Raw genomic sequence first — 15,724 nt, 5'->3', positions numbered from 1 at the left:
GCGCGCAAAGCCCCATGCCCCCGCGCAAGCTCCAGCGACACCTGGTCTGGCTCGAGTCCTTCACCGCCGCCGTGGAGGCCGGCAGCATCGACGCCGCCGCGGAGCACCTGGGCGTCGCCCGCTCCGTCGTGAGCGAGCACATCCGCGCCCTGGAGGAAGTGCTCGCGGATGGCGCCGCCCTGCTGGAGCGGGGGCCGGGCCGGCGCCTGCAACTGTCCGCGCGGGGAGAGCGCCTCTACGCGGGCACCCAGACGCCGCTGCATCAGCTGGACATGAAGCGGCTGATGGACCTGGCCCGCGTGGAGCCCACCCTGCGCCTGGGCCTCAACCCCACGCTGTCCATGACGCTGTTGGGCGGCATCGCGCAGGACGCCGCCGCCGCCGACCTCAAGCTGGTGGTGGGCTTCGGCGGCTCGCACGAGCTCATGCGGCAGGTGCAGACGCGGCAGCAGGACCTGGCGCTCGACTTCACCCCGCTGCCCCCGCACGAAGGCGTGGACACCGAGTCCCTGCTGCGCATGTCCTTCGTCGTCATCGCGGGCCCGGACTCCGCGCTCGCGCGGACGCACGCCTCCCGCCGCGCCCTGGACGTAAAGGACCTCCAGGATCAGCGCTTCGTGGACTGGCTGCGGGACGACCCCTACGGCGGCGCCAACAGCGCCCGCTTCGCCGCGCACGGCGTCTCCGTCACGGAGGTGGGCCGCGTGGAGAGCTTCCTCCACCTGTACGAACTGCTGCGCGCCTACAAGGCCTGCACCATCGCCCCGGACGTGCGCCCCACCCAGCCGTTTCCCCCCGACCTCCACGTCTGGCCCCTGCGCGAACAGGAGCCCCAGGTCGTGGAGGTGGTGGCCGTCTGGCCCTCCGGAGGCCTCAGCCCCGCCGTCCAATCCATCCTTGACGGGGTGCGGCGCCGTCTGAATAAACGACGATAATTCGACGAAGACGTCGAATTCTGCCGGATTTCCGTCTTGCAGTGCGGTGCGTATTCTTCAGGAGTCCTGTTTCTCCTGAAGGAGCCGCTCGCGATGACGCCCACGGAACGGACCATTGCCCGCCTTCCCGCCCACCTGCGCCGCTACGTGGTGAGCCAGGACTACGCGGCGTACACGCCCCGCGACCAGGCGGTGTGGCGGCACATCCTGGGGCAGCTGCGCGAGCACCTGAGCGACAAGGCGCACCCCGTCTATCTGGAGGGCCTGGAGGCCACGGGCATTGGCGCGGAGGCCATCCCCAGCCTGGACGAGATGAACGAGAAGCTGTCCAAGCTGGGCTGGGCCTGCGTGGCGGTGCGCGGCTTCATCCCGCCGGCCGTCTTCACGGAGCTGCAGGCGCTGGGCGTGCTGGCCATCGCGGCGGACATCCGCACGCACGAGCACATCCAGTACACGCCCGCGCCGGACATCGTCCATGAGAGCGCGGGCCACGCGCCCATCATCGCGAACGCCCGGTATGCCCAGTACCTCAAGTCCGTGGGGCTGGTGGGCTTCAAGGCCATCGCGAGCGTGGAGGACCAGGCCGTCTTCGAGGCCATCCGCAACCTCTCCGTGGTGAAGGAGGACCCCACCGCGACGGAAGAGGAGATCGCCCACGCCCAGGCCCGCCTGGAGGCCGCCAACGCCAGCCACCGCTACATCAGCGAGAGCACCCGCGCGAGCCGCCTGTACTGGTGGACCGCGGAGTACGGCCTCATTGGCGACCTGAAGCACCCGCGCATCTACGGCGCGGGCCTGCTGTCCAGCATCGGCGAGGCAAAGCACTGCCTGACGTCCGCCGTGCACAAGCTGCCCCTGGGCGTGGCGTGCGCGGACACGGACTACGACATCACCCGCATGCAGCCGCAGCTCTTCGTGGCGCGCGACTTTGAACACCTCTTCGAAGTGCTGGCGGAGTTCGAGTCCACGCTCGCGTGGAAGCGCGGCGGGGACCATGGCCTGAACGAGGCGCTGCGCGCGCGCACGGTCAACCACCTGGTGCTCGCGGACGGCCGCGAGGTGACGGGCAAGGTGGTGGAGCTGCTGCCCGCGGCGAAGGACGTGGTCCCGGGCCTGGCCACCGCGCTGGCCCGGCTGGAGGGCCCCATCCTCACGTCCGTGAACGGGCACGCGCTGGACAAGCCGTTCAGCGGCGCGGCGCTGGTGGCCTTTGGCCAGGGCACCCTGCCGGAGCGCGGGAGCTTCCAGCTCACGCTCGACAGCGGGCTGGTGCTGGAGGGCTTCGCGGTGGGCGGCGGCGAGGTGATTGGCCTGCGCGGCACGCTGGCCGGCCGCGAGCTGACGCTGCCGTCCATGGCGCGCCTGTACCTGACGGAGCGGCTGCCGTCCGTGGCGGGCGGCCCCGCCGACCCGGGCACGTGGGACGAGTGGTTCGGGGAGATGGACGCCTTCACCGCGGGCGACGGCGAGGCCCAGGCGCGCGAGCGCAAGGCACAGGCCCTGCCCCCGTCGCTGGCGGCCCTCTACACGGAGGTGCGCCGCATCCGCGAGACGGGGCAACTGACCCCGGAGCGGCTGGAGCAGATCGCCCGCGCGTCCACGGACTTCCCGACCGACTGGCTCCTGCGCGCGGAGGTCGCGGAGCTGCGCGGAGAGGTGCCCTCCCGGCGCGAGGCGGCGCACGCGTAGGACCCACTTGCGGGTCCCCGCGCGCTCGCACAGCGGACGCTCCATCAGCAGCTGTCAGCTCAACGCGGGCATCACGCGGAGCGCTCAGCCGGTGATGTCGCAGCGTCCCCGCTTGATGTCGTGGTCCGACTCGGTCGACTGGACCGCCACCACGCCGCCGGACAGCGTGGCGTTGGCGCAGGTCTGCCGGTTGAAGAACACGTAGTCCAGCTTCGCGTTCCCCTTGGTGGGCTGCATGTCGCGGCAGGCGCCATCCGGGCAGTACTCCCCGTCCGTCTGGTCCGCCTCCCGGAACTCGCCCAGGCCGGTATGCGATCCGCCCCGCGTCAGCCGGTAGATGTTGTCCATGTGCGCGGACGCCGGCCCGATGTTGAAGTCGCCCGTCAGAACCACGATCTTCGACGCGACATGCGGGTCGGTCAGCGCCTTGATGGCCTCGAGCTGCCGCCGCTTCCCGCTCAGGTCAGGGTCGTTCTCCGCCACGGCCAGGTGCGTGTTGCACGCGCGGACCGTCTTCGTGAAGCCGGCCATCACGAACTCCCCGCACTGGAGGGTGAAGTGCTTATCGCCGTCCACGAACGGAAGATCCGCGACCTTGTATTGGGTCAGGGTGCCCTTGACCATGAGCACCTGGCCCTGATGGTACGGCTCTTGGCCCTCGACGGTGCCAAAGGTGCAGGACGGGTGCGGCTTCGCCACTGAGTTCGGGTCGGAGACCGGCCCGGTGCGCCGCAGCGACTCAAACCGCAGACTCCAACCCTGCGGTTCGTAGGTCTTCTTCAGGTCGTCGAACTGCTTCCAGCCGACCTCCTGAAGGCCGACCACGTGGGGCTTCCAGGTGTCGATCTGGTTCTTGATCGAAGTGAGGAAGGCGGGATCCCCGGCGTGGCCGCCCGGACAGCCTTCGACGTTATGGCTGATGACCCGCATTGGCTGGGTGGCCGCCAACGCGGCCGCCGCGCGAGCGGTTCGAGGCTCGAACGTTTCGTCATCCGTGGTTCCGCAGGCGGTGAGCGCACACGTCGTCATCATCAGCGACACCTTCAGCGCCTTCATTGTCATTCTACCTCTTTCGCCGGTTGAACGGCCTGGCGGTAGAGCGACTTTACCCGACTAATCTGACTTCGAAGGGTGGAGGCTCCTGGGGTTGTCCGGCGGGTTGCCAGACAAGCATGGCGTCATCCGTTGATTCGCACCATCGCGACGTCGTAGCGGCGCTCCGTCACACTCCCTGTGGCGGCCTTGCCGGGGCGGGACATCTTCCCGGTCTTCTCATCCACGTAGAAGCGGTTGTTCGGGTTCGTGTCCTTGCCCTTGCTCTCGTGGCTCGTCCCAGGATCGTGGAAGGTGTAATAGGTGCGGCCCTTCTCGTCGACGCCGCGGCCCGTGATGGTCACGAAGTGGTCTGTCAGGTGATCCACGTTGTAGTTGGAGTCCTTGTGGCTGACGCCCACGACCACCGGCTTGCCGGCGCCCAGTTGCTGGTCGATGTACTTGCGGCCCTCGGCGGCCTTCTTCGAATCCACCGTGAGCGCGCCGACACGGTTCTCGCTTCGCCCCACCTGGATGAGGTGTTTCGAGTCCTGGACGGTCACGCCCTTCGCGCCCGCCATCGCCTTCGCTGCGTCGAAGCACGCCGTGCCACTGGGCGTGTAACCGTGGCCGCCCTTGAACTGGCTGTAATACGGCACCTTCACGTGCACCGCCCGGCCTGGTTTGGCGGGGTCCGCGTGAGGCGTGTCCACGGGGGGCCGCGTCCTGTTGGCCCCTTGCGCCGTGGCGGCGCCTGGATGAAGCCCACGCCCCGCCTGGACAAAGGCATCGACGATGCCCTGTCCGCCCGCCGCGGCCCTACGAACATCCTTCGAATCGAAGCCGTCCCCGAGCCGCAGGCGCTGTCCTGCCTGGATCTTGTTCGGGTCCTGGATGTTGTTCGCCTTGGCCAGCGCATCCACCGTGGTGTGATGCCGCTTCGCAAGGACAGACAGCGAGTCACCCGGACGGACGTGAATCCCAGGAACCTTCATGGAGCCTCCCTGCCAGGTCAGTCGCTCAAGTGGCGAAACCCATCACTGGCTCCCCTTCAACGCGCGTCAGCCCAGCGTGTTTGCGACTCACGGCGCGCTCTGGCCAGACCTGTCGGGAAACGCACTGGGGACCAACGCACGACGGCCCGGTCGACCTCTTCACGAGGCCGCCGGGCCGAGCACTTCCGGGGGAACGCTTCCGCCGGGGACTACTTGTTGATGCGCACCATGGCCACGTCGTAGTGGCGGTCCGTCACGTAGCCGTTCGCGGCCTTGCCGGGGCGGTACATGTTCCCGGTCTTGTCATCCACGTAGAAGCGGTTGTTCGGGTTCGTGTCCTTGCCCTTGCTGGCGTTGGTCGTGCCCGGGTCGTGGAACGTGTAGTAGGTGCGGCCCTTGTCGTCGACGCCGCGGCCCGTGATGGTCACGAAGTGGTCCGTGAGGCCGTCCACGTTGTAGTTCGAGTCCTTGTGGCTGACGCCCACGACCACCGGCTTGCCGGCGTCCAGCTGCTTGTCGATGTAGTTGCGGCCCTCGGCGGCCTTCTTCGAGTCCACCTTCAGCGCGCCAACCCCGTTCTCGCTCTTGCCCACCTGGATGCGGCGGTCCGGGCCCAGCACCGTGGCGCCAGAGTCGCGCGCCATCGCCGTCGCTGCCTTGAAGCACGCCGTGTCGCTCGCGGTGTAGCCGTGGCCGTTCTCGAACTGGCTGTAGTACGGCACCTTCACGTGCACCGCCGGCTTGTCCTTGGCCCCGGCCACCTGCTGCGTGTCCGTGCGGTCCGCCTCCGTGGTGGGCTTGGACGTGTTCGTGCCCTTGCCTTCCGCGCGGCCCGGCTTCGAGTCGCCGCTCACGGACGGGGGAACCACGCCCGTGTTGCTGTTGGCCGGCTTCGTCGTGGCGCCCGACTTCTCCTGCTTCAGCATCGCGAGCGCGTCCTTCGCCTCCGACTTGAAGCGGTTGGCCACGCCCTTCTGCACGTCCTTGGAGCTGCCGGAGAAGTGCACCAGGGTGCCGTTCGCGTTGGTGCGGCCGCGCTCGGCGTAGATGTCCTTGATGAGCTGCTCGTCGCTCACCTTCGCGGGGTCGCGGCCGTTGAGCGCCTTCTTGAAGATGTCATCCGCCTTGCCCGGGCCGTGCTGCACGGAGGTGGACCAGGCCACGTCCCGCAGCGCCGCGGAGCGCTGATCCAGGTCGATGCCCGTCGCCTTCTTGATGTTGGCGGCGCCCACGTCGTAGTGCGTGGCCTTGATGTAGTCGTGCTGCGCCTTGTCGAAGCCCTTGGGGTCCTTGGCCGCCAGCTGCTTCCACGCGGCGGAGAACTCCGCGGTGCCCGGCTTGCTGCCCGACAGCGCCTTGTGGAACTCCGGGTTCGTCTTCTTCAGCGAGTTGACGAAGGACTGCGCGGAGCCGTTCGCGGAGGCGAACTGGTAGGAGCCGTAGGACACGCCGCCCTTGTCGCCCTTGCCCGTGGACACGGTGCCGGGGCCGCGCGCCTCGTACTTGCGGCTCAGCCCGCCCAGCTCTCCGTTCGTCGCGCTGCTGGAGGCCGTGTTCTTCGCGGGCGTCGTCGCCTTCGCGCCGTCCGTGGCCTGCGTGAAGCTGTCACCCGAGGTCTTCGTCCCCACGCTCGACTTCGAGGTGCCCTTCGTGTCGAAGCCGTCCTGCACCTTCAGCGTCTTGCCGGCCTGGATCTTGTTCGGATCCTGGATGTTGTTCGCCTTGGCCAGCGCATCGACGGTGGTGTTGTAGCGCTTCGCGAGGCCGGAAAGCGTGTCACCCGACTGGATGCGAACGTTGGAGACGGTCACGGAGAAGACCCCTCTATGTCTGGCCGCGAACAAAGGCCCGCGGACGTGCTTGGATTGCCACGATTATCGAAAGGCAATGCGAGCAGTTTCGCATTCCCAGTCACAATCGCGTGAAACCAGCGATTCCGGCAACTTCAGTTTCAGCGGATCGATCCGCCGAGACTGAAGAAGCTGCCCAGGAGGCCCAACCGGATGTCCAGGATCCAACCGGAATTCAAAAGTGTGGCATTGCTGTTTGCCATTTGCGTCACGAGCGCGGTCCCGGAGGCCTCGGCGCAGGGGTCCGAGGGACTCACAGGGGTCTATTCGAACAAGGGCGGGACGCTGGCCATCGTCGAGGGAAGCAACGAGACGCTCGTGCACTTCTCGGGTTCATTCCCGCAGGGAGAGAGCGCGGGCACCTGTGATTGCGCCCTGGTCGTCCAGAAGAAGACAGCCACGAGTTGGTCACTTCAGCAGGCCGGGGAACAGGACGCCTGGACGCTGCGCGTCAGCCCCAAGCAGTTCGTACTGGAGTCCGGTCCGTCACCGTCCTGTTGCGGAGCGGGCTACCCGGGCAGGGACACGTTCGCCCGGAGCACGGTCAAGCCGCTGGGCATCTGCAAGGTGAAGGTGTCCAAGGCGGGCTTCCACGCGTCGGACGCGGCCAACACGCCGCGCAAGGCGTTCGTGGTGTCCGGCGACGCGGTGGAGGCCTACGTCGACCCGGTGGAGCCGGACTTCCTCGCCGCGCGCTTCCAGGGCCCCCAGAAGGCCACGGCGGGGCTGCTCAAGCGCGAGGACCTGGACTGCGCGGCGGAGTCCGCGCCCACGGCCACGAAGGCGCCAGTGGCCGCGGACAAGCTCCAGCCCTTCGCGGGGACGTGGGTGGAGCTGACGCGCCAGGGCAAGGGCTTCGTGGTGCTCAAGCCCTGCTCGGCCGCGACGCGCAGCTTCACCGTCAAGCCCGCGACGGGCGAGCTGGAGGTGCAGTTGGGCCAGGAGGCCACGACGCTGAAGGTGACGTCCGTGGAGCCCGGCAAGGGCGCCGGGGCCTGGGTGCTGGGGCTCACGGCCTCGGACGGCAAGCCGGAGGCGCTCCAGTGGAAGACGGCCGACGCCGCGAAGGGCACCGTGACCGTGAACAGCCCGGACCTCTTCTCCCAGAGCCACGACTACGTGCGCCAGGAGAAGAAGTCCGCCTTCCCGTCCAAGCAGGAGACGGGGTGCGACGAGTACGAGCGCTAACGCGCCCGTGAACGCCGCCGGGCCCGCAGGCCCCCACCGAGCAGCAGCGCGACGAGCGCGCCGGACAGGGGGCCCCCCGCGGCCTGGCAGCCCCCGTCATCCGAGGGCGTGCGCGGATCATCGATGGGGTCCGCGGGCCTGCCCGCGTCGACGGTCCCCGCGTCTGGCGTGCCCGCGTCGCCGGTGCCGGCATCCGTGCCCGCGTCCGTTGCCTCGAGCGGTGCGCAGGACGCGGCCTGGCCGGTGGCCGCGATGCACAGCTTGCCGTAGCGCCCCAGGCCTTCCATCCGGCCGTCCACGACCGCCACCATCACGCGCGTGGCGTCCTCCGCGGCTACATGGGCGCGCAGCGCGTCCGGTCCATCCACGGTCACGACACGAAGCACGGCGTCCTCCGTGACGGCCGCGAGGACCAGGTGCACCGTGGCCGGGTCGATGCCCGGCTCGGGCTCGAACGAGGCGCCTACGAACGACGCGCCGCCGGGGACCTCGAAGATGCGCGATGCCGCCGCCGCGACGCGCACGCGGTCGAGCGTGGTGGGGAGCTGCGCCGCCGTCGTCGTCACCGGCGCATAGCCCTGCCCTCGCGCGTAGCCGAACCCTGGCGTCGCGCGCGGGCCGGTGCCCAGGTTCCAGGTGGCGAACAGGGCGAAGGCCGCGTCGAAGCTGGAGGCGAAGTCGCGGCGCAGACAGGTGTCCAGCAGCACCGGCCAGCGGGCCTCCGGCTGCCGCACGGACTCCTCCAGCAGCGCGACGAGCGCGCCGTCCCCGTAGCGCTCGCCCACGAACTGGAAGAAGAGCCCCGCGCCGTAGGTGAAGGTCACGCCCGGCCCCGAGGGATCCAACACCAGGGTGCTGTCCGGGGTGATCATGTAGCCGCGGGTGAAGCGCTCCAGGTCGTCGAGCGCGGGCTCGAAGCGCTCGGTGGCCCAGACGGCGGTGCCCTCGGAGGCGATGCCGCCCAGGCCGGGCCGGTAGGCGGCCTGCACCGCGTGGAAGAACTCGTGGCTGGCCAGGATCTCCACGGCCTCGGCGTCGGACGGGTAGTCGTAGCCCGTGAAGTCGTTCTCCTGGAGCATGAAGCCCGTGCAGCGCGTGACGCCGTCCAGGCAGGTCTCCTGCCGGTAGGCGCCGTCGCCAATCCCCGCGAAGTCCACCAGGTACACGTCGAAGCGGCCGTCGCCGCCGTCGTCCCCGGCCGCGTTCGTGTCGTCGGGCGGTAGCCGGAAGCCCAGGTCCACGTAGAACGTCGCCACGCGTTCGTAGGTGCGCGCGACGAGCTCCACGAAGTCGGGCACGCCGTTGCCATCCGCGTCCGCCGCGGGCACGGCGTGATTGCCCTGGCGGGTGAAGTGGATGCGGAAGCGCCCGCCCGGCGACACGACGGACTCGACCGTGTCCTCGGGCTCATAGCGCGGCGCCTGCGCGGTCGGCGAGGTGGGCCGCCCGGACTCCGCGGCCAACCCCACCACGGCCTCCCGTTCGTGCGGGAGGCCGCGCGGGGTTCCCGCGCCAGTCAGCAGCAGGAGCAGCGTGGGAACCCCGAGGGTCGTCATGGCAGGTACGCCCACCGCAGGCGGATCGACCCCGAGCTGGCCGTCGAGCTCACCTTGCTCGTCGTCCTGCACTCCTCCTGAATCGCGGGATCGTAGAAGCTCTTGACCTGCAGCTTGACGTGACGACCGTCCGCCAGTTGGACGAGGTAGACCTTGTTCGTCATCGCCACGCAGCCGGAGTAGTCCCAGTACGAGAGGGTCTGGGTCGCCGGGCTCTGGATGCCGTACGGGTCCCCGGTGAACACGCAGGTGTCGGCGGTGTAGTAATTCTCCGCCACGAACTGCGCGTCCGTGGGCACGGCCGTCACCGATTCGAACGTCGCTCCTTCCGGCGTCTGCGCCACCGTCACGCACGACGGGCCAGACACGCCGCTGTTGAAGCGGACGACGTACCGGCGCACCGCGACGTCCCACGCCGTCGAGCCCAGCGCGGACTGATCATCGATGTCGACCTTCTCCAGGCCCGTCGCCGTGAAGCGCGCGTAGGTGAACGACTCCGGCACGCTCGTGCCGCCGCCACGGCCATCCAGGAGCGTGAGGTGCTCGCCCTCCGTCGTGCCCTCCTCCACCACGCCGCCGGTGGCGATGTTGGTGCGGAGCCGGAGCTTGTCGATGCTCTGCTCCGTGCAGGCCACGGCGTCGCGGCACAGCTCCGCGCCGCCGTCCGTGGGCGTGCCCGCGTCGGTCTCCGTGCCCGCGTCCGTCTCACCGCCCGTGCCCGCGTCGGTCTCCGTGCCCGCGTCCGTCTCGCCGCCCGTCCCCGCGTCGGTCTCGGGCTCCTCCTGCTCGTCCGGCGTCAGGGTGCGCAGCTCGCACTTCTTGTCCGCGTTGCAGGTCCAGGCCTGGCCCGCGGGGGCCGCGCCCTCGTCGCGGCAGTCGAATGCGTCCACGCACTCGTCGCCGCTGCATCCCGGCGCCACCACGGCCAGCGCGAGGGCCGCCAGGGCCCCCACGCCGAACCACCGTGCACCGCTCTTCCGGACCACCCCTCCAGGGTTGCTCATCGTCGTCACCTTTCGCAGCGGGGACCCGCCGCCGTTCGATGACGACGATCTCTATTCGATAACGATTCTCATTTTCAATATCGATGTTCCAGCCTCAGGCGGAAGTGTCGCCGGGCGGTTTCGGGGGGTTGTGGGCGGACAGGCGGGGTTGTCCGCCGGGGCCCAGCAGGCCCTGCATGGCGTCGAAGAGGTTGAGGTTGGAGCCGCTGGGGAGGAAGACGACCTTGTCCAGGCCTCCGACGACGGCGGCCTGGGCCTGCGCGGCCACGGCCTTCACGAAGTTCTCCCCTCCCCCCAGGGACTCCACGCGCTGGCGGAACTGCGCGGCCTCCACTTCCGCGAGGCGCGACTGGCGCTCCACCTCCAGGTCGTTGAGGCGCTGCTGGCGCTCCAGGGCCACCTGGGTGGTGAGCCGTTCACGCTCGGCCTCCGCCTCCGAGCGGATGCGCGAGGCCCGGGCGTCGGACTCGGCGCGAGCCAGGGCCTCTTCGCTCTCCACGCGGGCGCGTTCCAGTTGGGCCTCCGCCTCCACCTTGGCGCGGCTGAGCGTCTCCAGTTGGTGGTTGCGGTTCTGCAGTTCGATGAGGGATTGGCGCTCCGCCTCCGACTTGCGGTGGCTGGCGATGTCCGCGAGCTGCTTCTCCTCCTCGCTGCGGATGCGCTTGAGCTCCGCGGCGGCCTGGGCCTCCTGGCGTGAGGCGTCCAGTTGGATCTGGATGTTGGTGTCGATGGCCTCGCGCAGCTTCAGGGCGGTCTTCTCATCGACGGGGGCGATGTCCTTGATGTCGATGTCGATGATGCGCAGCTGGTTCTCGGAGAAGAGGCGGTCCTTGCGCGCGCGGCCCGCGTCGTCCATGCCGAAGATGGCGCGGCGGATGAGCACGCTGGCGTTCTTGTGGAAGGTCTCGAACTCGTTCTCCGCGGCGACCTGGCGGATGCGCGACGCGAGGTTCTCACACACGTACCCGATGAAGTCGTTCACCCGGAAGATGGCCTTGTCCTTCTCCGGGTCGCCCTGCACATCGAACTGCCACTTGTAGGAGAGCTTGATGCGCAGCCGCGCGTGGTCGCGCGTGGCCACCTCGAAGAGGTCCGTGGCGAAGTCCGGCCCCAGCCGCAGCATCAGCACCTTGAGCTGACGCGGGCGCTTGGGCGTGCTGCCGGACAGGTCCAGCACGGTGACGTCCTCGTACGGACGCAGCATCACCTTCGCGGGGCCGAACTCCACGCGCGCGTGGTTGGTCTCGAAGTCGTTGATGAGGACCGCCGTGTTGTCCTCGATGCGCAGCACGATGGCGCGCGTGCGGTCCCCCTTCTCCGTCGCGATCATGGGACGCGGCGCGCGGGCTTCCTTCGCCTCCGCGGGTGGCAGCGGTGGAGTGAGTCCCAGCAGGGCCTCCGCGTCCGGAGACAGGCGCTTCTCGTGCAGCTCCTGGTGCGCCTCCGGCATGAACTGACACGGTCCCTGGACGAGCGACACCTTGCCCGAGCGCAGGTCGCGCACGTACAGGCCCTCGCCCTGCCCCAGTGACAGCGCGGCAATCTCCCGGTGGATGAGGACCTTCTCGCTGGGCACGTAGGTGCGAGGCCCCCGGACGATCCACGTGTCACCGGCCTTGCGAGCGCGAGGCTCGCCGCCCTCGTTCTCGGAGAGGTCATCCAGCGCCTGGAGCTTCAGCCCCTGGAGCTCCGACAGGACGTGCTTGCGGCGCACGTCCCCTTCCAGCGCTTCGCCGGGTTCGAGGAAGAAGACATCCGGACCGGAGACGACCTTGCGGCGCCCCTCCTGGACGCGGCCGGTGGCGCGGTCCACGGGATTGAGGATGACGCAGTACTCGGTCTCCTTGAGGACGCGGGCCTTCTCCAGCGAGACGACGGTGACGGACTCACCGGGCACGTAGCGGCCGGGGCCGCGCACCAGCCATTCGTCACCGGCTTCACGGCGGCGGGGGGCGTCCGGGACGTGGGCGTCCGTGAACGCGGTGAGCGCGCGAAGCCGCAGCGCTTCGGACACGCCCAGGACGTATTCGGGGACGATGTCACCCTCCAGCTCCTCGCCGGGGTACAGCGGAAAGACCTTGGGGCCCACGCGGACCTCGCGGTCGCCCACCGCGACGCAGGCCTGGCCGAAGTCGTCGAGCGCCACCTGGCCGTCCACGCGCACCACGGGGTTGCGCACCACGCACCAGCTGCCGGCGCCCACCTCCACCATCCGTTCCTTCGCCACGAGCGTCAGGTGCGCTTCTAGCGTGAGCACGCGCGGGCCGACCTCCATGAGCACGACGCCCCGGTTGGCGTCCTCGATGTATGCGTACTCGCGGTTCTTCAGGGAGATGCGCTGAATGGCTTCGGTGCTGGGGGCGGACGGCATGGCACACCTGCTCGCGGTGGAGGGGTTCGGCCGCGAGTCATTGCGAGCCCCATGCCGTCACCGCTCCGCCCAGGAACGGACAGGCGCTGCACCGGACTGGCGCGGACGCTCGCTCCGTTCTGGCGCGCGCTGTTCCAGACTGGAGCGCATTTTGAACGACCAGCGCGCCGGGGTTTCTCCGTATTCGCAGCCAGACAGACATGCGGAGCGCCATGACGGCGCCCGCGCTGCCTCATTCGGAGAGACCTCATGCTTCAGCGCGCACGGATTGCGTCGTCGTTCCTCGTTCTTGGACTCCTGGGAGGTGTGGGCTGCGGCCCCATGGAGGAGCCCCCCGCGCCCCAGGAAAAGGACGAAGGCCGCACCGTCACCGCCATGTCCACGACGGCCCTCTCCTGGAGCGACTTCGGGAAGACGACGGTGAAGTACGAGGCCGAGTGCGTGACCGGGGCCTACGACCACACGTGCGAGTTCTGCGGAACCAATTCGCTGTACTCCGCGGAGTACGCGCTGAGCGAGTGCACGTCGAACAGCGACACCGGGCACTTCTGCCAGACGTGCGACCGGGAGATCCGGGAGAAGGTGGCCTACGCCGAGCTGCCCGATGGCGACGTCATCCTCGCGGAGGTCGAGCACAACGTGGCGGGCTCGGAGATCATCGAGTTCCGGCTCAACTCCGGCTCCAGCGTGACGTGGTGGAAGCAGGTCGCGCTCGTGGGCGGCGGTGATGACTGGCGCGTCTGGAACCAGGATGGCGGCTCCTGGTGCAACTGGCCCAATGCCTCCACGAACAACTGCGACACCAACTCGCAGTGGGCGGACATCGTGACGGCTCCTGGCACGCGCTTCATCTTCAGCAAGGCGAAGCTCTTCGGCGTCCACACGGAGATGTATTCGCTGGGCGGCCTGGGCGACCACCTCACGGGTGGCGACCGCGTGACCTTCCGCTGGATTCGCGACTGAGCGACCTTGGATTGCGTTGCGGCGTCTGTTCGAATGCCTCCTGTGCGCGGGCCGGGAGGCTCCGGCCCGATGGCACCCACCCCGGAGGAAGCATGAAGGCATCGCGACTGAAGCAGATGGTTCCTGGTTTCGCGCTGATCATCGGCATCATGGCGGGCACGGCCCTGGCCATGGTTCCCGGCTCGGCGGCGGAGACGACGGAATCTCAGGTGGGCCCTACCCCTATCCAGAAGATCTGTTCGGCCAGCTGCAAGCCGTGCTCGGTCCAGGCGAACTGTGGCCAGGGCGAGGGTTCCTGCGGGATCTGGCGCTGCACCAACCCGATGTAGACACCTGAAGGAAAGCGCCTCATCAGCCTCCGAGTCCCATGGCTCGGAGGCTTTTCAATTTCGCGAAGAGATGGCCATGCGTCTCCGAACCTGCGGCGCCCTGTTGCTTCTGCTCGTCTTCTCGGCCTGCGCCACGACGGAGCCACGCCCCAGAACGTCAGCGGTCCGCGGCATCAGGGCTCCCAACCTCCAACGAGCGGCGACGCTGCCCTGGAGGGATGATGGGCGGTGTGTCGTCCGCGAAGCGTCCCAGCCCTGGCCCGTGCTGGTGGAACGGTGCTACCCAGAACTCGACCATGACCGGGTCGAGTTCCGCGACACCACGGGAAGGTGCACGGTCGCCTCCGCTGCCGCCGCGACATTGGGACTCGGGTTCTGCGTGCTGGCGGCCCCTGAAATCGCCGTGGGAGCCGTCATCGTCCTGGGCGTGGTGGTGGTTGGCGTCGCCATCAAGGAAGCACTGGATGCGTATGAGCTCCGCCACCACTACCCCGAGGAAGCGGGGACCTCACGAGGGACGAAGGTCGCGTCCCGAGATGCGGTAGGGAATGCGAAACCCAAGCTGAAACCGGATCCAGCGGGCCAGGGCCATCAGCCCCCGGTGCCGCCTGTGTCCGTGAGCCAGACGGGCCGTGCCAGCTGCGAACCTGTTCCCGTGCCTCACGCAGGCGAGGATCGTGCGCATAACGAGTGCGCCGACAAGGTCCCGCCCAACCGGTATCCCGGGATGGATGTGCTCGTTGGCGGTGTACGCTTCGATGCGCTGCAAGTCGGTGTACGGAAACTGTGGGAGATCAAGACCCACCAGTTCGACACCTACAATGATTTTGTCCAAGCACAGGAACTCAAGAAGGAAGTGAAACAATTGAAGCATGAGCAAGACGTTGCCGAGACATGCGGCTATGGCTTCGTCGTAGGAGTGAGCACCCAAGCGCATAAAGCCGCGCTACTCGAAGAACTCCCCAAGCTTGATGTCGTCGTTACGGGGTGTAAGCGATGACCACGCGAAAAAGACTCACAGTCATCACCTATGCACCTGCGCTCTCGGGCAAGGACCGCCGCGCTCTGAGCGTTGTGCATGGAATGGAGAAAGCGTTCCCCGGCTTACGCCTGGAATGGGAGGTTGGCGAAGGTGGACACCCCATCGCATTGTCGCAGCGTGACACCTGGCTCGTGGAAAAAATTGAAGACGGTGGCTTTCCGGTCGTGTGTAACGGCGACGAGAGTTACCCCGTGACCGTCTGGGGAATGGAGAGTTCAAGACGCTCCAGCGCTGGCGGCCAAGCCCAATTCGAAGTGCACGCAAAGCTGCCACTGGACGGGCCTGTGATCGCCGCAGCGGCGGCTCTGCTTGAGGCCGTGGCGGAAGGGGCGCGTTCGTTCTGGGGCCACGCGTCGCCGTATGGATACGGCTCGGAAGTCGCCCAGCAGTTCCGCCGCTCGGCGGATGCCCCCGAGTTTTCGCCCCGTGGGCTTCCCATGCTCAACCTTCCCGAAAAGTGCCCCAGGCCGGAGACGCCCTCTTTCCTCGGGTGGCTGAACTACTGGTCCGCTGCCGCAGCGGAGGTCATCGGGTTCCCAGACCCTGCTCGTGATGCCGAGCTGCTCTCGCGGGCGCGTCGCACGCCGTCAGGCGGCTGGCTCGTGCAGCTCACGGAGACACCGCTCGACTACGACAATCCCGTGCACTTGAACGCGCTCAAGCAGGCCTACGAACGTTTTCCAGCCATTGGCGCACGCTCAGCGCCTTTGCCCTGAAACAGGACAGCCGCCCGGCACCTCTCCGGCGCGGGCGGCTGCTCCATCCAATTC

At 68.4% G+C, this 15,724-nt stretch carries 13 protein-coding genes; 7 read left to right on the top strand and 6 right to left on the bottom strand.

The features are described from left to right. Nucleotides 1-14 precede the first annotated feature (14 nt). Both JYJ93_RS18570 and JYJ93_RS18565 read left to right on the top strand, forming a co-directional pair. Nucleotides 15-935 carry a LysR family transcriptional regulator gene (locus tag JYJ93_RS18570; RefSeq protein ID WP_206793125.1) on the top strand — a complete coding sequence of 307 codons (921 nt, stop codon included), beginning with the start codon at nt 15-17 and terminating at the stop codon, nt 933-935. Between the two features lie 93 nt (nt 936-1,028). Continuing rightward, complete coding sequence (locus tag JYJ93_RS18565; protein ID WP_206793123.1) at nt 1,029-2,624, top strand: aromatic amino acid hydroxylase; 1,596 nt, start codon at nt 1,029-1,031, stop codon at nt 2,622-2,624. An 84-nt stretch (nt 2,625-2,708) separates the two neighbouring features. Here the strand turns inward: JYJ93_RS18565 and JYJ93_RS18560 are convergent, their stop codons facing one another. The 3 genes from JYJ93_RS18560 to JYJ93_RS18550 all read right to left on the bottom strand — a co-directional run bounded on the left by JYJ93_RS18560 (nt 2,709) and on the right by JYJ93_RS18550 (nt 6,462). Further along, nucleotides 2,709-3,680: an endonuclease/exonuclease/phosphatase family protein gene (locus tag JYJ93_RS18560; RefSeq protein ID WP_206793121.1), complete on the bottom strand. Its 972-nt coding sequence runs from the start codon at nt 3,678-3,680 to the stop codon at nt 2,709-2,711. Nucleotides 3,681-3,802: 122 nt separating this feature from the next. Further along, nucleotides 3,803-4,651 (bottom strand): LysM domain-containing protein, encoded by an 849-nt coding sequence (locus JYJ93_RS18555; protein WP_206793119.1) that lies wholly within the window; start codon nt 4,649-4,651, stop codon nt 3,803-3,805. A gap of 209 nt (nt 4,652-4,860) precedes the next feature. Beyond that, entirely contained in the window at nt 4,861-6,462 is a 1,602-nt protein-coding gene (locus JYJ93_RS18550; protein WP_206793117.1) for a LysM peptidoglycan-binding domain-containing protein, read from the bottom strand. A 222-nt stretch (nt 6,463-6,684) separates the two neighbouring features. Here JYJ93_RS18550 and JYJ93_RS18545 point away from each other — a divergent pair, with 222 nt between their 5' ends. Further along, the gene (locus tag JYJ93_RS18545) at nt 6,685-7,689 is read left to right on the top strand and encodes a hypothetical protein (RefSeq protein WP_269012465.1); all 1,005 of its coding nucleotides are present in this window, start codon (nt 6,685-6,687) and stop codon (nt 7,687-7,689) included. On the opposite strand, the gene JYJ93_RS18540 is transcribed toward JYJ93_RS18545, so the two are convergent. From JYJ93_RS18540 to JYJ93_RS18530, 3 genes are all read right to left on the bottom strand, one after another. Next, nucleotides 7,686-9,245, bottom strand: coding sequence for an MXAN_6640 family putative metalloprotease (locus JYJ93_RS18540; RefSeq protein ID WP_206793113.1), 1,560 nt, complete (start codon nt 9,243-9,245; stop codon nt 7,686-7,688). The genes JYJ93_RS18545 and JYJ93_RS18540 overlap by 4 nt on opposite strands. Further along, complete coding sequence (locus tag JYJ93_RS18535; protein WP_206793111.1) at nt 9,242-10,249, bottom strand: HmuY family protein; 1,008 nt, start codon at nt 10,247-10,249, stop codon at nt 9,242-9,244. The genes JYJ93_RS18540 and JYJ93_RS18535 overlap by 4 nt, the downstream gene beginning before the upstream one ends. A 94-nt stretch (nt 10,250-10,343) precedes the next feature. Next, complete coding sequence (locus JYJ93_RS18530; protein WP_206793109.1) at nt 10,344-12,620, bottom strand: hypothetical protein; 2,277 nt, start codon at nt 12,618-12,620, stop codon at nt 10,344-10,346. Nucleotides 12,621-12,869: 249 nt separating this feature from the next. On the opposite strand from JYJ93_RS18530, the gene JYJ93_RS18525 reads away from it, so the two are divergent. The 4 genes from JYJ93_RS18525 to JYJ93_RS18510 all read left to right on the top strand — a co-directional run bounded on the left by JYJ93_RS18525 (nt 12,870) and on the right by JYJ93_RS18510 (nt 15,670). Next, nucleotides 12,870-13,583, top strand: coding sequence for a hypothetical protein (locus JYJ93_RS18525; protein WP_206793107.1), 714 nt, complete (start codon nt 12,870-12,872; stop codon nt 13,581-13,583). A gap of 92 nt (nt 13,584-13,675) precedes the next feature. After that, on the top strand, nt 13,676-13,912 hold the full coding sequence (locus JYJ93_RS18520; RefSeq protein ID WP_206793105.1) for a hypothetical protein: 237 nt from the start codon (nt 13,676-13,678) through the stop codon (nt 13,910-13,912). A 262-nt stretch (nt 13,913-14,174) separates the two neighbouring features. Beyond that, a complete protein-coding gene (locus JYJ93_RS18515) occupies nt 14,175-14,912 on the top strand; it encodes a DUF6310 domain-containing protein (protein WP_330166741.1) in 738 nt (245 codons plus the stop codon). Continuing rightward, complete coding sequence (locus JYJ93_RS18510) at nt 14,909-15,670, top strand: DUF5953 family protein (RefSeq protein WP_206793101.1); 762 nt, start codon at nt 14,909-14,911, stop codon at nt 15,668-15,670. Before JYJ93_RS18515 ends, JYJ93_RS18510 begins: the two co-directional genes overlap by 4 nt. Nucleotides 15,671-15,724: the final 54 nt, after the last annotated feature.

The organism is Corallococcus sp. NCSPR001 (assembly GCF_017309135.1).
GTDB lineage: Bacteria > Myxococcota > Myxococcia > Myxococcales > Myxococcaceae > Corallococcus.
Note: the sequence above shows the minus strand (reverse complement) of the source record. Positions and strands in the feature narration are given on the sequence as shown.

Bases quoted from the DNA above. Each gene is read 5' to 3' on its own strand.
- JYJ93_RS18570 (WP_206793125.1), top strand. From the start codon at position 15: ATGCCCCCGCGCAAGCTCCAGCGACACCTGGTCTGGCTCGAGTCCTTC.
- JYJ93_RS18565 (WP_206793123.1), top strand. From the start codon at position 1,029: ATGACGCCCACGGAACGGACCATTGCCCGCCTTCCCGCCCACCTGCGC.
- JYJ93_RS18560 (WP_206793121.1), bottom strand. From the start codon at position 3,680: ATGAAGGCGCTGAAGGTGTCGCTGATGATGACGACGTGTGCGCTCACC.
- JYJ93_RS18555 (WP_206793119.1), bottom strand. From the start codon at position 4,651: ATGAAGGTTCCTGGGATTCACGTCCGTCCGGGTGACTCGCTGTCTGTC.
- JYJ93_RS18540 (WP_206793113.1), bottom strand. From the start codon at position 9,245: ATGACGACCCTCGGGGTTCCCACGCTGCTCCTGCTGCTGACTGGCGCG.
- JYJ93_RS18535 (WP_206793111.1), bottom strand. From the start codon at position 10,249: ATGAGCAACCCTGGAGGGGTGGTCCGGAAGAGCGGTGCACGGTGGTTC.
- JYJ93_RS18530 (WP_206793109.1), bottom strand. From the start codon at position 12,620: ATGCCGTCCGCCCCCAGCACCGAAGCCATTCAGCGCATCTCCCTGAAG.
- JYJ93_RS18525 (WP_206793107.1), top strand. From the start codon at position 12,870: ATGCTTCAGCGCGCACGGATTGCGTCGTCGTTCCTCGTTCTTGGACTC.
- JYJ93_RS18520 (WP_206793105.1), top strand. From the start codon at position 13,676: ATGAAGGCATCGCGACTGAAGCAGATGGTTCCTGGTTTCGCGCTGATC.
- JYJ93_RS18510 (WP_206793101.1), top strand. From the start codon at position 14,909: ATGACCACGCGAAAAAGACTCACAGTCATCACCTATGCACCTGCGCTC.